Raw genomic sequence first — 20708 nt, forward strand, 5'->3', positions numbered from 1 at the left:
AAAAAAGGGGGGGTTAAAAAGACTAAAGGGATTTAATCTTTTTGAAGCGCTTTTTAAACCTTTGGCGTGATGGTTTGCGTGATTATGCGAGCGATTTTTTCTCTTAAATGCAACAAGGGTTCTGAGCCTTTCGCTAAAGCTTTTAGGCATAAATGAGAACTAGCAATCTTGCTCACGGCTCCATCCACTCCTTCGCTCTCTTCAATCAATCCTCGCACACCAGACAGCTCTATGGGGCAATTGACAAGCACCAGATTCAAATAATGTGTGTAGCCATCAAACATGCACATATTATTCATGTTGGTGGTTTTGGGATCTAAAATCGTATTATCATAATAGATAGGCTTCTCATCTTGTAAGATAGAGATTTTGGTGTGCAAGCGGTTGAATTGGAACAACTCATTGCACGCCACTCGCCCGGCGACAATGATTTCACTATAAAGCAATTGGGAGCTAGAGCGTAAAGAAATCGTGGTGTTGCCCTTAAAATGCGCGTTTTCAAAGGGGATTAACGGGAAAGGCGCGAAGTCTAAAAAGGCGTTTTCCCCCACAACGATATGCATGTCTCTGCTGGCAAACCCATCTTCAGTGTTATGGATTTTTTCAAAGGATTGCGAGGTGATCCTTAGCTTGCAATTTTGACCGATGCTTAATTGCATGTCTTGCGCATCGCCCCTCATCATGCCAGGGCTTACCGCTAAAAGCATGATTTCAGCTAAATCGTCTTTAGGGTAAAAAGGCGCCATGAGCTTAAAGGGGGGCGTGAAAAAATTGTCTTCAATCACGCACCGCCCATCAGCCCCTATTTTGGTTTTTAACCTGAGCTTGGATTCTTGAGCGTAAGTGTTCATCAATCTTCCAATAAAGCGTTGTGCTTAATCCATGCGATCACATCATCTAGGCCTTCTTTAGCGCGGATATTTGTGAAAATAAAGGGCTTTTCGCCGCGCATTTTTTTAGAATCCCTTTCCATGACTTTCAAGTCCGCTCCCACATAGGGGGCTAAGTCAATTTTATTGATGACAAGCAAGTCTGAACGCGTGATTCCTGGCCCGCCCTTCCTAGGGATTTTATCGCCCTCAGCCACATCGATCACAAAAATCGTAAAATCTGCTAGCTCTGGGTTGAAAGTCGCTGAAAGGTTGTCGCCTCCGCTTTCAATCAAAAGTAATTCCAAATCAGGGAAACGCCCATGCATTTCTTCTACGGCCTCTAAATTCATAGAAGCGTCTTCTCTAATGGCGGTGTGAGGACAACCTCCTGTTTCTACGCCAATAATCCTCTCTCGTGGCATCACCGAATTTTTACACATAAACTCTGCGTCTTCTTTCGTGTAAATATCATTAGTGATAACCGCCATGTCGTAATCCTTTGACATGTGGCGCGTTAAAGCTTCAATCAAGGCGGTTTTACCGCTTCCTACAGGACCACAAACTCCAATTTTTACCATAAAATTCCTTTCAATTTGAGATTAAAATTCAAGACATATAAAGGCGCGAGTATAAACTCTCATGCTGCATCGCCTTAATGTCGTTTTGAACGCTTGCCGCACACAAGTGGCTTTCGTCTAGTTCTAGGGTTTTTTCTATGAGTTGGTTAAAAGGGCTTTGCAAGCTCAATAAGATTTTTTGCCCGTCGTTTTGGGATAAAGGGACGCTTTTAACGCAGTTGATTACCATGTTAGAAGTTTGCGCATAAAGATAATGCCTTAAAGCCTTTTTCAATTCAATCCCCAAACTCGCCGCAAAAACGCCATAGCTAGTGGCATGGGTGGGATCTTTGGTTTGTTGAGCGTAAGCGTTAAAAAATGCGCCCATGTCTAATTCGTTCATGGCTTGTAAGGTTTTAATGAAACGATTGCCTAGCTTTTGATTGGCTAATCGTAATTCCATGGGGCTTGTGGATAGCATAATAACTTCTTCAACCCCTAAGATTTTTTTTAAATCTTGTTGGAGGGCGCTTTCATAGGTGAGTTTCAAGCTCAGCATTTCCGTATAAAGGAACTGGCTAGAAAGATTGGCTTTTAAATACTCTAAAGCGCTTTCTTTATTGGTAACCTTTTTTTGCTGGATATAAGTTTCTAGTCCAAAAGAATGCGTGTAAGAGCCAATAGGGAACACCGCATCATTGACTTGCAAGATCAGAAATTCATTATCCACATGAGCATTGTTGTCTGTCTTTGGGGTTTTTGGGGGCATAGCCACGCTTTTTTTAGTGCTTTTCACGCTTTTTCCTCTATCCTCTATATTTATTTCATGACCACTTTAAAATCGCTCGCCAATGAGACCTTAAAATTAGGCTCACTATGGGGCATGCTCACGGTTAAGCGTTCTTTGGAATCCAATTTTGAACTTAAAACACGATTTTGAACCCCTAGCTTTTCTAATAACGCTAGCGTGGGCTTTTCAAATGGTGTTTTAAATTCAAATTGAGACTCGCCATAGTATAAAGCCGCATGGCGGTTTCCTATTTCATAGCATATTTTCGCTACTTCAGCCACGCTCTTGGCTTGGATGTGAATGACTTCAGAATCCAAGATATTAACGGCGATAATTTCCTTCTCTTCTTTAAATAAAATATCCCCTTGAGAGAGACCCAGCTTGGGAGCGTCTTTAAGGCGTATGGCTATGTCTTTGCCTTGCCTGGTTTTAAAACGAGCGATCTTTTTCCTCGTTTCAAACCATTCCAAATCCACATAATCCACATTGAAATCCAAGGGGTTTAAATCCCTTAGATTGCCAACTAAACGCTCTATGATCATCTCACACCCAGTGTTGGATAAAGAGTAACCAAGCAGGAATCCAAGCGGTTAAAATACCCTCAATGATAGCAAGCCATGGAGTGAATTTCCCTAAAGGGATTTTCAAGATGTTTTCAATGAAAGCGGTAAGCCACAAAACACCCCAAGCCAACCATATGATCGCCCACCAATCGCCTTCAGTGATGCCTAACACTTTGTGGTCATCAAGCATATCGCTATAGTGGGATAAAATCGCAGCAGGAATCGTGTTGATCGCTACGAATAAGCTATACCAAGAATACGGCCTCCAATCTAAACCAAAAGTGTGGTTGATAGCCGCATACAAGTAGGTAAAACCAAACAATAACCCAGTCGCTGGCCCATAGAAACTAGTCAAATGGTGCGATACTTGAGCAATATCTTCGGCGCCTTCTACAGGGGCTGTAGGGTTGAGAGCGGAATAAGTGATGACCACCACATTACAAACAATGGAAAGTCCGCCCACAAAAAAGTTCATCACCGCAGTGCTTTTAGGATCGACTTTGGTTAATCCGCAAATCCCGTTGCTGATTAAAACAATCCCAACATATAACAATACAAGTCCTAGCATTGCCTTTTCCTTCCAAACAAAAATTTTTACAACAAACGCACCTTACGAATAACTTTTGTTGCTTGAGCTAATCATAAAGAAAAATAGTAAATTGACAAAAAATAAAAACAAAAAAATAAGCTCTTAACTTTTAATAAAAAAGTTAGAGAGCCTACAACCTAAGATTTAAGGAGGAACGCTCCTAGAACCTTAGAAAATTAAAAAATCCTAGAAAATGCTAAAGAGTTGCGCCAAGCTCACTTTATTGGCTGGTTTAGAAGTTACTTCCTTGCCATCCACGAACACATGGTAAGTTTCAGGATTGACTTCAATGTGAGCGGTAGTGTCGTTGAATTGCATGTCTTTTTTGGTGATGTTTCTGCAATTTTTTACCGGCAACACTTGTCTTTCAAGCCCTAATTCTTCTTTAATGCCTTTGTCATAAGCCGCTTGAGACACAAAAGTGATGTTTGCATCGTATTTAGCTTTACCATGATGAGCGAACATTTCTCTGTAATAAACCGGTTGTGGGGTAGGGATAGAAGCGTTCGCATCGCCCATTTGGCTTAACGCAATGAATCCGCCTTTGATGATCATGTTGGGTTTCACGCCAAAGAATGCTGGACTCCACAATACCAAGTCAGCCACTTTGCCCACTTCTACTGAACCTACATACTCGCTAATCCCATGAGCGATCGCTGGGTTAATGGTGTATTTAGACAAGTAGCGTTTGATCCTGAAGTTGTCGTTATCGCCTTTTTCTTCTTTCAAGCGGCCAAATTCTTTTTTGTTTTTGTCAGCTGTTTGCCAAGTTCTAGTGATAACTTCACCCACACGACCCATCGCTTGAGAGTCAGAACTGGTGATTGAGAAAATCCCCATGTCATGCAAAGTGTCTTCAGCCGCAATGGTTTGAGGGCGAATCCTTGAATCAGCGAACTGAACATCTTCTTTAATGCTTTTATCCAAGTGGTGGCACACCATAAGCATGTCCATGTGTTCGGCTTCTGTATTCACGGTGAAAGGAATAGTGGGGTTAGTGGAAGCGGGTAGAATGTTGTGTTCACCGGCCACTTTAATAATATCAGGAGCGTGTCCGCCGCCAGCGCCTTCAGTGTGGAAAGTGTGCATAGTGCGCCCAGCAATAGCAGCCATAGTGTCTTCTACACAACCAGCTTCATTCAAAGTGTCTGTGTGGATAGCGACTTGCACATCGTATTTGTCCGCAACATCTAACGCATGATTGATTGCAGAAGGAGTGGTACCCCAGTCTTCGTGGATTTTAAAGCCAATCGCACCGGCTTCAATTTGATCGGCTAAGCTCGCATCGTTAGAAGTGTTACCTTTAGCCAAGAAACCTAAGTTCATAGAATATTCTTCAGCCGCTCTGAGCATCCATTTTAAATTTCTTCTACCTGGAGTGATAGTAGTCGCATTAGTGCCATCAGCAGGACCGGTTCCGCCACCAATCATGGTTGTTACACCGCTTGCAAAAGCTGTAGGGATTTGTTGGGGTGAAATGAAGTGGATGTGTGTGTCAATACCACCAGCCGTTACGATTAAGCCTTCACCGGCTAGCGCTTCAGTAGCAGGACCCACGCTAAGATTGTTTTTAACGCCATCTTGCATGTCTTTGTTACCGCCTTTACCAATACCAGCGATTTTGCCATCTTTAATACCAATATCCGCTTTATAAATACCGGTGTAATCCACGATTAAAGCGTTAGTGATGATTAAATCTAATTCTTCTTTGCTAGGGTTGTTAGATTGGCTCATGCCTTCTCTTAGGGTTTTACCACCGCCGAATTTAAGCTCTTCGCCATAAATGGTGTAGTCATGTTCTACTTCAGCGATCAAATCTGTATCGCCCAATCTCACTTTATCGCCTGTAGTAGGGCCATACATAGAAACATATTCTTTTCTGCTAATCTTTTTCATTTCTTACTCCTTAATTGTTTTTACATAGTGGTCATCGCTTTTAGCGCCATGAAAACCACGCTCTTTAGCTCTGTGTAAAGCAATTTTTTTGCTTTCGTTGTCTGCTTGCCTATCAACCAATGCGTTAAATCCAAAGATTCTTCTGTTACCGCCAATGTCAATCAATTCTACGGATTTTTCTTCGCCAGGCTCAAACCTTACCGCTGTCCCGCTCGCAATGTCTAAGCGTTTGCCGAAAGTTTTTTCTCTGTCAAAGTCTAAGCATCTATTCACTTCAAAGAAATGGAAGTGTGAGCCGATTTGAACCGGTCTGTCGCCAACATTTTTAACTTTCACGCTAACGGCTTTTTTGCCTTCGTTGATAGTGATGTCTTCATTTTTTAAGAACAACTCACCAGGAACTAATTTACCATTAGCCTCAATAGGGGTATGCACGGTTACGAGTTTGGTCCCATCAGGAAACATCGCTTCAATACCCACTTCATGGATCATGCTTGCCACGCCATCCATCACATCATCAGGTTTTAAAAGAGTGCGTCCTTCTTGCATCAATTCAGCCGCAGTCTTTTTACCAGCTCTCGCTTCTTCCATAATATGGGCACTAATCAAAGCTACTGCTTCTACATAGTTAAGCTTAATGCCTTTTTCTTTGCGTTTCCTAGCTAATTCTCCAGCGTAGTGGAGCATCAACTTATCTAACTCTTTTGGGGTGAGTTTCATCTCATTCTCCTATTCTTAAAGTGTTTTTCCTTGAAGACATAACGAAATCAAGGTTGGATGTAATTGTAGCAATGTTTTGATTTACTAAGATTAACAGAAGCGTTCATTAACTAATTATTATTTAAAATGAATTAGTGTTATATTTTTGAAGCACTATAAAAGCGTTATTGGGAACGCGTTTAATACCCCTTTAGAATTTATAAAAATCAAAAACCCGCAAAAAAATGAGAATTAGGGTTGGAGTAATAATAATGGTGGCCACGACTGGACTTGAACCAGCGGCCACTACCATGTCAAGGTAGTGCTCTACCAACTGAGCTACGCGACCTTTATTAAAAAGGGTAATTATGCCTTAATTTTGTTTTGTTTTTGCTTAAAAAAGAATCGTCTTAACAATAAAACGCCCACGCCCACATCTATCATGACATCAGCGAAATTAAAAATGGCAAAATCAAAGCCATAATGGTAATACACATAATCCACCACGCCCCCATGCACAAACCGATCCAAAACATTAGAAACCCCAGCGCCAAACACCATGCCAAACTCTATCGCATGGCTTTTAAAAAGCTCAATTTGGCGCATTAAAAAGATAAAAAGCCCCAAAATCAAAAGGATTTGCAAGTATTTCAAACCCCCCTCTAAAAAACTGAGTAAGGAAAACGCCACGCCTTTATTGAACACTAAAACAATATCTATAACCAAACTTTCATAGCGAAACCCCTCTAAAATAGCGTATTTAATCGCTTGATCCACGCCAAAAATAAGAAAAAAAACCCCTATAAAAACCAACAGGCTTTGTTGGGTGGTGTTTAGCACAAATGTCCTTCAAAAAACTCTTTTAATTCTTGCATTTTCAATTCGAGCAATTTTTCATCTTTAGCTTCTAAAAGGATTCGTAATTTGTTTTCAGTGCCGCTATAACGGATCAAATGGCGGATCTCTAGTTGGTCTAATTCTTTTAAAAGAGCGCTATAACCTTTCAGGCTTTCTAAAGGGGGCTTTTTTTGGATATTCAAATTCGCTAGGCTTTGGGGGTATAATTCAAAGGGGTTTAACGCAACAGAACTCACTTGCTTACTTTCTAACACAAGCGCGCTCACTTGCAAAGCGCACACCAAGCCATCGCCGGTTTTAGCGTAATCGCTAAAAATGATATGCCCGCTTTGCTCGCCTCCAAAATTGGCTTTGTTCAACCGCATGCATTCGCTCACAAACTTATCCCCAATCGCGCAATGCTTCAATTCTAAATCTTGGGATTTTAGGTATTCTTTAAGGGCTAAATTGCTCATGTTTGTAGCGACAATTGCTTGAGAAGAAAGGGCGTTTTTAGATTTTTGATAAACCCCTAACACCCCTAAAAGCTTATCCCCATGCACGATATTCCCTAAATTGTCCACCACCACTAGCCTATCAGCATCGCCATCAAAAGCAAAGCCTAAATCCGCGCGGTATTTTTTCACTTCCTGGCTCAATTGGTTAGGGTGTAAAGCCCCACATTGCTCATTAATGTTACACCCATTAGGTTCATCATTAATCACTAGCACATCAGCCCCAAGCTCGCTAAAAACGACCGGAGCCACCTTATAAGCCGCGCCATTAGCGGTATCTAGCACGATCCTTAAACTCTGTAAATTCAAATGTTTGGGGAAAGAGTGCTTTAAATGCACGATATAGCGCCCTATGACATCGTCTATCCTTTTAGCGCTACCGACGCTCTCGCCTACTTTATAGCTAGAATGCAGTAATTCTTCATCATGAAAGATTTCTTCAATCGCTTTTTCTTCTTCTTCTTTAAGTTTATAGCCATAAGAATTGAAAAACTTAATACCATTATCTTCAAAAGGGTTGTGGCTCGCGCTTATCATAATGCCCGCATCACAGCGCATGTCTTCGGTTAAAAACGCAATCGCAGGGGTAGGCATAGGCCCTATTTGAATCACATTATAGCCTATGGAAGTGAGAGCGCTCACTAAAGCGTTTTCTACCATATAGCCGCTTTTTCTGGTGTCTTTACCGATTAGAATTTTATTCGTTTGAGAATGTTTTTTAAAATACAACCCGGCAGCAATGCCTAAACGCATCACAAACATGGGGGTGAGTTTCACCCCTGCTTTACCTCTCACGCCATCAGTCCCAAAAATTTTCATCGTTATAAAATACCTTTTAAACTATTTTTAATCAATTTTTAGATAGAATTATGCCAAATTTTACATTACAAAGGGATTAAAACAAGGCTATGGCAAATCATAAGTCCGCAGAAAAGCGAATCAGACAGACCATTAAGAGAACCGAACGCAACAGGTTCTATAAAACTAAAATTAAAAATATCATTAAAGCCGTGCGTGAAGCGGTCGCTGTCAATGATGTAGCAAAAGCTCAAGAGCGTTTGAAAATCGCTAATAAAGAGTTGCATAAATTTGTCAGCAAAGGGATTTTAAAGAAAAACACCGCTTCTAGGAAAGTTTCAAGGCTTAACGCTTCAGTGAAAAAAATCGCTCTCGCTTAGTTTTGGGGCGTTTTTAACTTCTTTAGCTCAGTAATGGGTTTTTATTATTGGGCTTCTTTTTAAGTTTTAGTGTTTTTTGAATTGTTGCATCTTTCATTCACATCTTTTTATAGGTAGTCTCGCATGTCCATTCTAGCTGAAAAGCTTTCTTCCATTCTCAAACGATACGACGAACTCACAGCGTTGCTTTCTAGCGCTGAAGTGATTAGCGATATTAAAAAACTCACCGAATTTAGCAAAGAGCAAAGCTCCATTGAAGAAATCTCCATAGCGAGTAAAGAGTATTTGAGCGTTTTAGAGAATATCAAAGAAAATAAAGAGCTTTTAGAAGACAAAGAATTGAGCGAACTGGCTAAAGAAGAGTTAAAAATTTTAGAAATCCAAAAAAGCGAACTAGAAACTGCCATTAAGCAACTCCTCATCCCCAAAGACCCTAACGATGATAAAAACATTTATTTAGAGTTAAGGGCTGGCACAGGGGGCGATGAAGCGGGCATTTTTGTAGGGGATTTGTTTAAAGCGTATTGCCGTTATGCGGATTTGAAAAAATGGAAAGTAGAGATAGTGAGCTCTAGCGAAAACAGCGTAGGGGGCTATAAAGAAATCATCGCTTTGGTTAAGGGCAAGGGCGTGTATTCAAGGCTCAAATTTGAAGCAGGCACGCATCGAGTCCAAAGAGTCCCCGAGACAGAATCTCAAGGGCGAATCCATACTTCCGCTATCACGGTAGCGATCATGCCTGAAGTGGATGATGTGGAAGTTTCTATCAACCCTAGCGATCTAAAGATTGAAGTGTTTCGCGCTGGCGGGCATGGGGGGCAATGCGTCAACACTACAGACTCTGCGGTTCGCATCACGCATCTCCCCACTAATATCAGCGTGAGCATGCAAGATGAAAAATCCCAGCATAAAAACAAGGATAAAGCCCTAAAAATCCTAAAAGCGCGCCTTTATGAAAAACAAATTGAAGAGCAACAGCTCGCTAACGCTAAAGACCGAAAGGAGCAAGTGGGTAGTGGGGATAGGAGTGAAAGGATCCGCACTTATAATTACCCACAAAACCGCTTGAGCGAGCATAGAATCAATTTAACTTTGTATAGTTTAGAAGAAATCATGCTTTCAGGGAATTTAGATGAAGTGATCAACCCTTTAATCGCTCATGCTCAAAGCCAGTTTGAATAAGACCATTACTAAAATGATAAAACAAGCGATAAAACACTCAAGCGTTTTTTAAGATAGCCACCCACTACGACCAAAAACCCTAAAAGCTCTAAATTTTTGCCCCACACAAAAACAGCACAAGAGCTTCCATAAAATCTAGTTATAAATATAATTTTAAATTATATATATATTTTTATATATAAATACACTTTTAAAACATAAAACGATTTATTTAACCCATTCTTAACGAAAAATTCACTTTTTTGTGATATAACTCCAAAGCTTAATATTTGTAAGAGCGAATTGTATTCTGTAGAAGCGAATGTATGAGGACAACTCTCAAATTTTGATAGCTCCCTACATTTTTGCACCATAGCATGAATGCAATAAAAAAAGAAATCCTTAGGATTTCTCACATTAAGGAGTTTTAAATGAAAAAAGTTTTTTTAGGTATGGCATTAGCCTTTAGTGTGTCTATGGCAGAAAAAAGCGGCGCGTTTTTAGGAGGGGGGTTTCAATATTCTAATTTAGAAAACCAAAACACCACCCGCACCCCAGGCGCTAACAATAACACCCCGATAGACACTTCAATGTTTGGCAGCAATCAAGTAGCTCCAGCCCAAGAAACGCAAAGCGCTTCTAAACCGGACACGAAAGTCAATCCAAGCGCAAGCTGGATGAAAAAATAAGAAGGAAGTTGTGAAAAAGTCATTCAAAAAATTAGGCTTTGTCTCTTTGGCGGCTAGTGGCGTGCTTTTAGGGAGCATGAACGCTACCGATTTAGAAACCTACGCAGCATTGCAAAAACCATCGCATGTTTTTAGTAATTATGCTGAAAAGGATAAGGATAGTAAATTAACAAGCGATTCACCAACGCAACAACAAGCCCAAACTCAAGCCCAAGCCACCGCTCAAAGCGACAGCCAAGAAGCGACAACACTTGAGAACACCGCTGCTACTGACAGCCAAACCGCCACAACTGATGAAACTTATACAAAAAGCACTGACACTACTGTAGCTGGTGCGGCTAAACAAGTAGAAATCGATAACACAGCCGTTCAAAACGATGAAACAGCTTTAGAAAACGCTGTAGCTCAAGTTAAAAAAGACGCTGATGCTAAAGATTTTGATGAAACCACTTTTACAAAAGATCAAGCAACAGAACAAACCGCTGAAACAACTTTACAAAAGGCTGAAAATCAGCTCACTAACGATCAAAACGCTTTAGAAACAGCGCTAAAAGATCAGACACCATCAACCCCACCAACCCCACCAACTAAAGAGGAACCAAAACACACCGCTTCAAGCGGCACACCAGCTCCAACAACCCCACCAACTAAAAAAGACGAAACAACTGGCACACCAAGCGCTAGCGGGAGTTCTGTGGCAAGCCAGCTAACCAAAGATACCACTATGGTTAATAATTTTAAGAGTGTGAGCGTGAGCGCGATGAACACCACTTTAAGTGGGGTAGAAACCATGTCTCAGCAAACCGCAACGATCAGCTCTCTTTTAAGCGGTAATCCTAATTTAGGCAGTGTGATTTCCAACGCTCAAGGGCTAAGCAGCGCGTTTAGCGCGTTAGAAAGCGCTCAAAACACTCTAAAAGGCTATTTGGATTCTTCTAGCGCGACGATTGGGCAATTGACAAACGGCTCTAATGCGGTTGTGGGCGCGTTAGATAAAGCTATCAATCAAGTGGATATGGCTCTAGCCAATCTTGCTACAGCTGATACGCAAAAAACGCAAGCTGTTGCGCTTGCAGCTGCTAGTGATAGTGCAACGACAACGACAGATGCCATCAATTTCTTAAACGCGCTAAAAACCAATCTAATGGCTCAAAAAGACGCTTTCATGAGCGTGCATAAAAACATTCAAACCGCTGTCGCTCAAGCCCAAGCAACCTACACGCCAAGCGTGATCAACACCAATAATTACGGGCAAATGTATGGGGTAGATGCGATGGCAGGGTATAAGTGGTTCTTTGGCAAAACCAAACGCTTTGGCTTTAGGTCTTATGGATATTACAGCTATAACCATGCGAATTTAAGCTTTGTGGGGAGCCAGCTTGGAATCATGGAGGGTGCGTCTCAAGTGAATAACTTCACTTATGGCGTGGGCTTTGATGCGCTCTATAACTTCTATGAAAGTAAAGAGGGCTATAACACAGCAGGGTTGTTCTTAGGCTTTGGGTTAGGAGGGGATTCGTTTATCGTTCAAGGAGAGAGCTACTTAAAATCTCAAATGCACATTTGCAACAACACCGCAGGCTGTTCAGCGAGCATGAACACGAGCTATTTCCAAATGCCTGTTGAATTTGGTTTTAGGAGCAATTTTTCTAAACACAGCGGGATTGAAGTGGGCCTTAAATTGCCTTTATTCACCAACCAATTCTATAAAGAAAGGGGCGTAGATGGATCAGTAGATGTGTTCTATAAAAGGAATTTCTCTATCTATTTTAACTACATGATCAACTTCTAAGCCTTTTTCTTCTTTTCAATAGAGGGTTTTCTCTCTGTTGGTTTTTTTTCTTTTTTTTTGCGATGTTTGTTTTGTTGTGTTGGGGGGGTTAGGTTTTTGTTTAAGAAAGTTTTTTAAAAACTAAAGAAGCGTTTAAAACAGAACCTTTTGTTTTGGGATTTGATTTTTTACTTTGGCTTGTTTTCAAAAGTCATTTTGATTTCTAAAAATAGTCTATAATGCTCGCAAGAGATATTTTTTAAGGTTATGAATGAAAGCTATAAAAATACTTTTTATAATGACACTCAGTTTAAACGCTATCAGCGTGAATAGGGCGTTGTTTGATTTAAAAGATTCGCAATTAAAAGGGGAATTAACGCCAAAAATAGTGAATTTTGGGGGTTATAAAAGCAGCACCAGTGAATGGGGGGCTAGTGCTTTAAACTATATCAATGCGGCTAATGGCGATGCGAAAAAATTCAGTGCGTTAGTGGAAAAAATGCGTTTTAACTCTGGCATCTTGGGGAATTTTAGAGCGCATGCACGTTTGAGGCAAGCCCTAAAATTGCAAAAGAATTTGAAATACTGTCTTAAAATCATCGCTAGGGATTCTTTTTATAGTTACCGCACCGGTATTTATATCCCCTTAGGCATTTCTTTAAAAGATCAAAAAACGGCTCAAAAAATGCTCGCTGATTTGAGTGTGGTAGGGGCGTATCTTAAAAAACAACAAGAGAATGAGAAGGCTCAAAGCCCTTATTATAGGAGCAACAACTATTACAACTCTTACTATAGCCCTTATTATGGCATGTATGGAATGGGTATGTATGGCATGTATGGCATGGGCATGTATGATTTTTATGACTTTTATGATGGCATGTATGGCTTCTACCCTAACATGTTTTTCATGATGCAAGTTCAAGATTACTTGATGTTAGAAAATTACATGTATGCGCTCGATCAAGAAGAGATTTTAGACCATGACGCTTCCATTAACCAACTTGATACGCCTACTGATGATGACAAAGACGATAAAGACGATAAATCTTCGCAACCAGCAAATCTCATGAGCTTTTATCGTGATCCCAAATTCAGCAAAGGCATTCAAACCAACCGCTTGAATAGCGCTTTAGTCAATTTAGACAACAGCCGTATGCTCAAAGACAATTCGCTTTTCCACACCAAAGCCATGCCCACTAAAAGCGTGGATGCGATAACTTCTCAAGCCAAAGAGCTTAACCATTTAGTGGGGCAAATCAAAGAAATGAAGCAAGATGGGGCGAGCCCTAATAAGATTGATTCAGTGGTCAATAAAGCTATGGAAGTGAGGGACAAATTAGACAACAATCTCAACCAATTGGACAATGACTTAAAAGATCAAAAAGGGCTTTCAAGCGAGCAACAAGCCCAAGTGGATAAAGCCCTAGACAGCGTGCAACAATTAAGCCATAGTAGCGATGTGGTGGGGAATTATTTAGACGGGAGTTTGAAAATTGATGGCGATGATAGAGATGATTTGAATGATGCGATCAATAACCCTATGCAACAACCCGCGCAACAAACGCCTATTAACAACATGGGCAACACCCATGCAAATAACAGCAAAGATCAAGGGGGTAATGCGCTCATAAACCCTAACAACACCACCAACGATGATCACAACGATGATCACATGGATACTAACACCACTGACACCGGCAACGCAAACGACACCCCCACTGATGATAAAGATGCTAGCGGCAACAATACCGGCGATACCGGCGATATGAATAACACCGATACCGGCAATACTGATACCGGTAACACTGATGATATGAGCAACATGAACAATGGCAACGATGATACGGCTAACACTAATGACGACATGGGTAATAGCAACGACATGGGCGATGATTTGAACAACGCGAACGACATGAACGACGACATGGGTAATAGCAACGATGACATGGGCGATATGGGGGACATGAACGACGACATGGGTGGCGATATGGGAGACATGGGGGATATGGGTGGCGATATGGGAGACATGGGGGATATGGGTGGCGATATGGGGAATTGAGATTAAACCCCAACATCAAAGAGTGATAGCCAAACTTAATATTTTTATTTATAATTTTTTTAATGTGGTAGGGGATACTTTGGCGATGAATACCCCTTTAACCCCCAACTAACTCCCCTTAAGAACGCTTTTTAAAATCCAACCAAAGCTTTTTACCATCAAACCAACGCAAAAAAACTCCGTCCTTTAGGGTGTAAGATGTAAACGCTTAGGCTATATTCAAGCTAACAAAATACCTCTAATCTTTTTAGGGTGAGAAATGCCCATGCAGACTTTAAAGAGCCTTTCGCATTAGCGTCCGTTAGGGTCACTTTAGTTAAAAAAACCCCTTGCTTTAGGAAAAAGGGGGCGGTTTTACATTTTAGACGCTCAAAATTAAAAGCAGAAATCAAAATTTCTTCTTGCTCACATCTTCTAAAATATCTTGGGAGATCCCATCAATTTTAGTGCTGACTTGTAAAGAATGGTTAGCGATAGTCAAATTATCCTGGACATCTTGTTGCAAGGCGTTAATGGAGTTGTGGATATTTTCTACGCCCTTATTTTGCATTTTAATAGACTCAGCGTTATCGGCAATGCTTTGAACGAGAATATTGATATTGGCTTCAATCTCGCTGAGCGATTTTTGCGTCCTTTCAGCGAGCTTTCTCACTTCATCAGCCACTACCGCAAAGCCTCTGCCATGCTCACCGGCCCTTGCGGCTTCAATAGCAGCGTTTAGGGCCAAAAGATTGGTTTGATCGGCAATATCTCTAATCATATCCACCACGCTTTTAATGTCTTCGCCTTGAGAGATCATCTCTTGGCTTTTAGAATCAATGGTTGTAATAATATTAGTGATTTCTTCTAAGGATTGAGTGGTGTTTTTCAGGCTTCTTTCTTGTTTGTGAGCGGTTTTGGTTAAGTTATCCACGCAAGTTTTTAAATCTTTGGATTCATGGTTGAGCGCGTTTGCAAACCCTAAAGAAGCTTTAAGCATGCTAGAAATTTCTTGCCCTAAAGTGTTGAGTGCTTTTTCCATGTTGGCTTTAGGGTTTTGGATGTGGTGGGTGAAATCCAGGTTTTTATAATGCTCTAGGGCGTTATTTAGGGCTTCAATATTGGCGCCAATTTGGTTGCGAAAATACTGGATAATGCTATTAATCGTATTTCTTAGGGCTTGCAAATCTTTATTTTTAGGCACGCATGCGATTTCTTGCGTGAAATCCCCATTTTCCACATGGTTTGTTACTTCAATGCTGTTTTGAATGGCTTTATTATCGGCTTGAATGCTTTCTTGGGTTTTAAGAATGTTTTCATTGATAGAAGCTTGCATTTGCCCGATTTCATCATAAGCGCTTGGGGGCGTTAGGCTTATGGCATGGTTATTTTTGGGGTTATTAAGCAAGTTGAAAAAATCGTTTAGGGTGTTATTGACCCTACTGATGCGTGTGGTTATAAGACTAGAAATGATGATAAAGACTAAAAGGGCTAACACCAGCACGCCTAAAATCAAAGTGGTGATAATAATGTATTTGGTGTTTGTGGCTTCTTTAAAGACTAAAGATTTATTGACATATTTTCCAATTGCCCAACGCCACTGATTGCCGTTATCCCCTTTTTCTTCAAAAAAATTAAAGGGCTGTATGGCTAAAAAAGTTTCTGTATTCCCGCTCAATGAATGGTAGCTCAAAGTGCCCGCTTCGTTTTGATTGTAATACTCCACAGCTTTAGCGACTCTTTTATCCGGATTGATAGCGCTTAAAATCTTATCTTGGATCTTATGATTAGGGTTGATTAAAAGCCTGCCATCTTTCCCCATTAAAAAGGTGTTACTCTTTGTCTTGCCTACCACATCTGTATAAAAAGCGTCAATGTTTAAAAAGAGATTCAGCACGCCTATAATCTTTTGATTCTTACCCATTAGGGGGAGGGTAATATCCATGCCATAGATTTTATTGCCATTAATTTCTTTATAGTAGGGATCTGAATGGGTTGTATCTTTGAGCGAATGGATTTGATTGGTCATGGTTTCATTGAGCGTGGTATTAGGGTAGGCGATTTTTGAATCCAAATTCATGGCAGTGATAATTCGTTCATTATTGTTCGTATAAATCGCACTAATCAATAACACATGAGGGTTTGCTAACAAAAACTCAGAGAGCATGCGCCTTTTTAGGGTGTCGTTGATAGCGCTATTTTCATCGCTTAAAAATTTTTCAAGGGTGTTAGCGCCAATAAAAATGCGTTTCATGATGCTTTGAATCTTAAAACTGACTAACTGAGCCTTTTTTTGCAGCAATTCTGTGGCTTGGCTTTGCAACACGCTTTCAACCTTGTAGCTGATAATAACGCCCATAACAGCACTAATTGCAATGACAACCGCACACACTATCATGACAATTTTAGAACCAATTCTTGCAGATTTCATTCTCTTTGCCCTTTTAAAACTAGTGATAGAGAATGATTATTATACATTAATTTTGAAATTTTAATAAAACAAGAGAGAACAAAAAAGCGGAAAATAAAAGAGAGCCAAAGCCTTCCAAAGCCCCCAAAGGAGAGGCAAAAAGAAATAAAAATTACCTTTTGGAGAATTGCGGGCTTCTTCTGGCCTTTCTTTTACCATATTTTTTGCGTTCAACCACCCTTGAATCCCTAGTGAGCAAGCCCTTAGGTTTTAAAACGGCTCTAAAAGCAATATCATAAGCGTTCAAAGCTTTAGAAATGCCATGCCTTAAGGCTTCCGCTTGCGCTGAGTAGCCCCCACCAAAAACCACCGCTTTAATATCCACAGATTGCTCTTGTTTGGTTAAAAGTAAGGGCTGCATGACTTTCATCTTAATGGCTTCATGCCCGCCTAACCATTGATTCAGGCTCTGTTCATTGATACTCAATTCGCCTTTACCCGGAGTGAGCCACACTTTAGCGATAGCGGTTTTTCTTTTACCGGTAGCATAGATTTTTCTCATTTAGCGTCCTTTTTGCTAGTTTGTGCGGTGTGAGGGTGCTTATCATCACGATAAACTTTGAGTTTTTTAATCATCGCTTTCCCTAATTTCGTTTTAGGGAGCATGCCCCTAACGGCTAAGTGGTAGAGCTTTTCGGGGGTTTTTTCTAGCATTTCTTGGAGAGTCTTGCTCTTAGTGCTGCCAAAATAGCCTGAATGGGTAAAATACTCTTTATCCTCTAATTTCATGCCTGAAAATTTAACCTTATTAGCGTTGATAACCACCACAAAATCCCCACAATCCACATTAGGGGTGTAAAAAGGGCGGTGTTTGCCTCTTAAAAGCACAGCGATTTCAGTGATCAAGCGGCCAAAAACTTTGTCTTTAGCGTCTAAAACGACCCAATCACGAACGATGTCATTGACTTTAGCAGTCTTTGTCATGAGAATCCTTTGATAAAATTAAAGCGAATATTATAAGGAAATAAGCTTAAATGTTGCTGAATTTAAGGAAATTTTAAAGTTTAAAAATTTTCTTTCAACTAAATCCCCAAAAGACCGCTTAAAAAAGACCGCTTGATTAAAGACAAGCTTTTTACTATTTGATCGTAAAAATACCAAAAAGCCTTTATTTTTGCTCCTGATTGAGCCTTTCTTCTATCTTTTTGATTTGGTGGCTCATTTGAGCGCTCGCGTTGATTTGATTGATGAGCATGTAAAGGTTTATCATCATCAAAAGCACCACCACAAGCCCTAAAAAAAACACGATTTTAACGGCTTTTTTAGCGATCTCTAGGGCTTCTTGTTCGTTTTGCATGCGTTTTTAATTTTCCAATTCTTCTGGGGATAAATCTTTATAAAAGCGTTCTAATTCAAAGCTCTCGCCCAAATACGCAACGATTTCTTGAGAATCCACAAGGGCGTTTTGCAAGCAACTCGTCGCACCTGGAGAAGGGGTCATGTTAAAAGTGATACCTTTATGGGTGCAAATCTTTTTTTCGCCTAATTCCAGCTTTTGCTTGGTTCTGTCTAAAACTTGCGGGCGCACTTCGCCAAAACCATGAGCGTATTCTAAATCTTCTAGGCTAAGAGAGGGGATGATTTTTTGAGCGTCTTTTAAAAATTTCCTTTTACCGATAATGGGCAATTCAAAAACCATGTTTTTAAACACATAATTACGGATTTCTTTATCGCTCATCAAATCAAACGCAATCTTAAACACATCTTTATTCAAATCCATTTTCAACAATTCCAAGCTAATGCCCTTAAGCCAGCATTTGTTTCGTTCTAATTTAGGCATCGTTAAAGCGGTAGGCCCGATTCGTGTTTTTCCTTTAATGACGGCATCAGGGTCGCCATGCACGGCTGCAAAAGGGAGCTTGGGGTTTTGAACGGTATAAACCTTACCCCTTAATAAATCCGGCACAAAATAAAAGCTGCCCGCCACAGGCAAGCACCCTAAATCCAAGCCATAACCCATGCTCTGAGCCAAAGGCAAAGCGTAAGAGCCGGCATTGACCAGCACGAATTTAGCATACACTTCTTCAGCGTCTTCAGAAATGATTGCGTAAGTGTCGTTGCGTTTTTCAATCTTTTTCACTTTGAAATTCAAAAACACCTGGTTGTTAGGCTTTAATTTTAGGGCTTCTTCAACGAAGTTTTCGCTCAACTTCGCAAAATTCATCGTGCTCCAATCTTTTTGATAACCATGCCCGATAATGTTTTCATGCCTGTCTATGCCATTAGCCCCTAAAATCACATTAGGCTCTAATTCTTTAATCTTTTGTTTGTCAAATTCTTCTAACCCCACAAAGATCTCTTTAAAGGATTCGTAGCGTTTTTTCATGAACTCGCATTCTTCATCGCCCACGCCTATAGCCATTTTCTGGGTTTCAAAAATCACTTCATTTTGCAAGCCTTTATTGAGTGCGTATTGCCTGGTCTTATAAGCGCTCAAACGCACTTTTTTAGCTTTTTCAGGAGTGTAATTCGTTTCAATAGAGCCATCATGAATGGTTTGTGAATTAGCCTTAGCGCTGGAGCTGATTTGAGCTAATTTAGAGCATTTTTCCACGATAGCCACGCGTTTTAAAGAGCTGTATTCGCTCAAAGTATAAAAGGTCGCGCACCCTGAAACCCCACCTCCAATAATCACAGCATCAAATTCCATACTCATTGTCTTTCTCCAAATGTTTTAAATTGATAAATCGTAATCATAGTATAAGAAAATCAATTCGCATTCAAAGGGCTTGAAGTTTTATTGACAAAATCTTTCAAATCGCTCATTCCAAGCACCCTATCAATCAATAATTTCTTTTTAGAAAACGCCCCATTATGTTCTTCGGCTAACCATAATGAAGTGATCACCACGCCCCCTATTTTATGGCTCAAGGTTTTAAAATGCTTTTGGGTTTGCACCGACCAAATGCTGTGAGCGACTATCGCTTGATGGTTGTATGCGCCTAAATAGAGCATGATATGCCCTTTTAAATAGATGAGCGTTCCAAAAGGCGTGGCGTTTTTAAGGATGTAATCTTCTTTTTCTTTAGCTTTCATGGAGCTTAAATCCATATAATTGTTCGCATAACGGCTTTGCGCGTAGGAATTTCTGGGGAGCAAAATACCAAAATTAGCAAAACTATCTCTGGTGAAGGCCGAGCAATCCCTATTACCTAATAGTCCACCCCAGCCGTATTTTTGCCCTAGCATGGTGTCTATAAAATACGCCATGTTCTCGCTGTTAAAAGCCTTAGGAAAAACAAAAAAATCCTTTTCATCTAAGATCACGCTTTGTAAAGCTGCATAACCCTTAGCGTCCCTCAAAAAACCATAGGCTTTCAATTCCTTTTTTTGGGGGTTTTGAGATGCGTTTTGACTTTGGGGGATGAGAGCGAACAATTCGCCCACCCTAGCATTGGTGTAAAAATCCCCATAGTCTGTATAAAGGGGGATTTTATCTTTTATAGGCATGACATAATTTTTAAGCTTGGTTAAAAGCTCTATGTCTTTATCGCGCATGTAGGCTAGATCGCTAACTTTAATCCAGCCATAAACAAAACTGCTTTGAATGTGGGCGTAAGTTTTATCCAGATTAAAATGCGTGATTAAAACCGGCGTGCCTTGAAAAATCAGCGAATTTTGATACCTATCAAAAGGATAGCCTTTTTGAGAAAGGTAATAAGGCTTGTTAGTAGGCACAGCCCTCACATCGCTATCTCGCACCACAACAGCCTTAATCTTAGCACTTGGGTAATGCTCAATATCCATGCTTTTAATAAGTTCATCATTGAAAGCTTTTGCGTTGGGTTTTAGATCTTCGCCATAACCGGTGGATTTATTCATTTCCTTAAGGATCCAAAACACTTCTTTTTTATTGCTTTTGACTTTCGCATCTAGCCATGGGGAATACCACGCTTTGAGATAGCTCTCTTTTAGATTTTCTCTTAACGCTTGGGGGTCAATGCTTTGGTTATTATGACTATCATTTTGAGAGCTTGCAAGATAGCTTGAAGCCTCTTGGGGCAAGGATAAATCTTTGAGCGTGAAATCTTTTTTCATGCAACCCACAAACAAAAACAAGAAAACTATAAGAAAATAACGCAT

General features: G+C 40.4%; 20 protein-coding genes and 1 tRNA gene. 5 read left to right on the forward strand and 16 right to left on the reverse strand.

Features of this window, described 5'->3' with window-relative positions:
* Positions 1 to 53: 53 nt before the first annotated feature.
* From DBU79_RS01195 to glmM, 10 genes are all read right to left on the reverse strand, one after another.
* Positions 54 to 851, reverse strand: coding sequence for an urease accessory protein UreD (locus DBU79_RS01195; protein ID WP_154411290.1), 798 nt, complete (start codon positions 849 to 851; stop codon positions 54 to 56).
* On the reverse strand, positions 851 to 1450 hold the full coding sequence (gene ureG, locus DBU79_RS01200) for an urease accessory protein UreG (protein WP_000238757.1): 600 nt from the start codon (positions 1448 to 1450) through the stop codon (positions 851 to 853). Before ureG ends, DBU79_RS01195 begins: the two co-directional genes overlap by 1 nt.
* Before the next feature lie 28 nt (positions 1451 to 1478).
* Positions 1479 to 2198 (reverse strand): urease accessory protein UreF, encoded by a 720-nt coding sequence (locus tag DBU79_RS01205; protein WP_154411389.1) that lies wholly within the window; start codon positions 2196 to 2198, stop codon positions 1479 to 1481.
* A 50-nt stretch (positions 2199 to 2248) separates the two neighbouring features.
* Positions 2249 to 2761, reverse strand: a complete 513-nt coding sequence (ureE, locus tag DBU79_RS01210; protein WP_000583096.1) for an urease accessory protein UreE — start codon at positions 2759 to 2761, stop codon at positions 2249 to 2251.
* Position 2762: 1 nt separating this feature from the next.
* The gene (ureI, locus tag DBU79_RS01215; protein ID WP_154411291.1) at positions 2763 to 3350 is read right to left on the reverse strand and encodes an acid-activated urea channel protein UreI; all 588 of its coding nucleotides are present in this window, start codon (positions 3348 to 3350) and stop codon (positions 2763 to 2765) included.
* A gap of 207 nt (positions 3351 to 3557) precedes the next feature.
* Complete coding sequence (ureB, locus tag DBU79_RS01220; protein ID WP_000724308.1) at positions 3558 to 5267, reverse strand: urease subunit beta; 1710 nt, start codon at positions 5265 to 5267, stop codon at positions 3558 to 3560.
* Positions 5268 to 5270: 3 nt separating this feature from the next.
* On the reverse strand, positions 5271 to 5987 hold the full coding sequence (gene ureA, locus DBU79_RS01225) for an urease subunit alpha (RefSeq protein ID WP_000779231.1): 717 nt from the start codon (positions 5985 to 5987) through the stop codon (positions 5271 to 5273).
* A gap of 252 nt (positions 5988 to 6239) precedes the next feature.
* Positions 6240 to 6315 (reverse strand) — tRNA-Val (locus DBU79_RS01230).
* 17 nt (positions 6316 to 6332) lie between these two features.
* On the reverse strand, positions 6333 to 6806 hold the full coding sequence (gene lspA / locus DBU79_RS01235; RefSeq protein ID WP_154411292.1) for a signal peptidase II: 474 nt from the start codon (positions 6804 to 6806) through the stop codon (positions 6333 to 6335).
* Positions 6800 to 8137: a phosphoglucosamine mutase gene (gene glmM, locus DBU79_RS01240; protein ID WP_154411293.1), complete on the reverse strand. Its 1338-nt coding sequence runs from the start codon at positions 8135 to 8137 to the stop codon at positions 6800 to 6802. Before glmM ends, lspA begins: the two co-directional genes overlap by 7 nt.
* An 89-nt stretch (positions 8138 to 8226) precedes the next feature.
* Between glmM and rpsT the strand changes: the two genes are divergently transcribed.
* The 5 genes from rpsT (at position 8227) to DBU79_RS01265 (ending at position 14176) form a co-directional block, all read left to right on the forward strand.
* Positions 8227 to 8496, forward strand: coding sequence for a 30S ribosomal protein S20 (gene rpsT / locus DBU79_RS01245; RefSeq protein WP_001273615.1), 270 nt, complete (start codon positions 8227 to 8229; stop codon positions 8494 to 8496).
* A gap of 123 nt (positions 8497 to 8619) precedes the next feature.
* Complete coding sequence (prfA, locus tag DBU79_RS01250; protein ID WP_134890304.1) at positions 8620 to 9678, forward strand: peptide chain release factor 1; 1059 nt, start codon at positions 8620 to 8622, stop codon at positions 9676 to 9678.
* A gap of 410 nt (positions 9679 to 10088) precedes the next feature.
* The gene (locus DBU79_RS01255) at positions 10089 to 10346 is read left to right on the forward strand and encodes a hypothetical protein (protein WP_033764644.1); all 258 of its coding nucleotides are present in this window, start codon (positions 10089 to 10091) and stop codon (positions 10344 to 10346) included.
* Positions 10347 to 10356: 10 nt separating this feature from the next.
* Positions 10357 to 12138, forward strand: a complete 1782-nt coding sequence (locus DBU79_RS01260) for an outer membrane beta-barrel protein (protein ID WP_134889639.1) — start codon at positions 10357 to 10359, stop codon at positions 12136 to 12138.
* Positions 12139 to 12388: 250 nt separating this feature from the next.
* On the forward strand, positions 12389 to 14176 hold the full coding sequence (locus DBU79_RS01265; protein WP_154411294.1) for a dentin sialophosphopreproprotein: 1788 nt from the start codon (positions 12389 to 12391) through the stop codon (positions 14174 to 14176).
* Between the two features lie 388 nt (positions 14177 to 14564).
* Here DBU79_RS01265 and tlpC read toward each other — a convergent pair whose 3' ends face one another.
* The 6 genes from tlpC to DBU79_RS01295 all read right to left on the reverse strand — a co-directional run bounded on the left by tlpC (position 14565) and on the right by DBU79_RS01295 (position 20708).
* The gene (tlpC, locus tag DBU79_RS01270; protein ID WP_154411295.1) at positions 14565 to 16586 is read right to left on the reverse strand and encodes a methyl-accepting chemotaxis protein TlpC; all 2022 of its coding nucleotides are present in this window, start codon (positions 16584 to 16586) and stop codon (positions 14565 to 14567) included.
* A gap of 151 nt (positions 16587 to 16737) precedes the next feature.
* Entirely contained in the window at positions 16738 to 17127 is a 390-nt protein-coding gene (gene rpsI, locus DBU79_RS01275) for a 30S ribosomal protein S9 (protein WP_001227270.1), read from the reverse strand.
* Positions 17124 to 17549, reverse strand: coding sequence for a 50S ribosomal protein L13 (gene rplM / locus DBU79_RS01280; protein ID WP_000167675.1), 426 nt, complete (start codon positions 17547 to 17549; stop codon positions 17124 to 17126). Before rplM ends, rpsI begins: the two co-directional genes overlap by 4 nt.
* A 184-nt stretch (positions 17550 to 17733) precedes the next feature.
* Entirely contained in the window at positions 17734 to 17922 is a 189-nt protein-coding gene (locus DBU79_RS01285; RefSeq protein ID WP_154411296.1) for a DUF5408 family protein, read from the reverse strand.
* 6 nt (positions 17923 to 17928) lie between these two features.
* Positions 17929 to 19281 carry an FAD-dependent oxidoreductase gene (locus DBU79_RS01290; RefSeq protein ID WP_154411297.1) on the reverse strand — a complete coding sequence of 451 codons (1353 nt, stop codon included), beginning with the start codon at positions 19279 to 19281 and terminating at the stop codon, positions 17929 to 17931.
* Positions 19282 to 19334: 53 nt separating this feature from the next.
* Complete coding sequence (locus DBU79_RS01295) at positions 19335 to 20708, reverse strand: SH3 domain-containing C40 family peptidase (RefSeq protein ID WP_134889649.1); 1374 nt, start codon at positions 20706 to 20708, stop codon at positions 19335 to 19337.

The organism is Helicobacter pylori (assembly GCF_009689985.1).
GTDB classification, from domain to species: domain Bacteria; phylum Campylobacterota; class Campylobacteria; order Campylobacterales; family Helicobacteraceae; genus Helicobacter; species Helicobacter pylori_CG.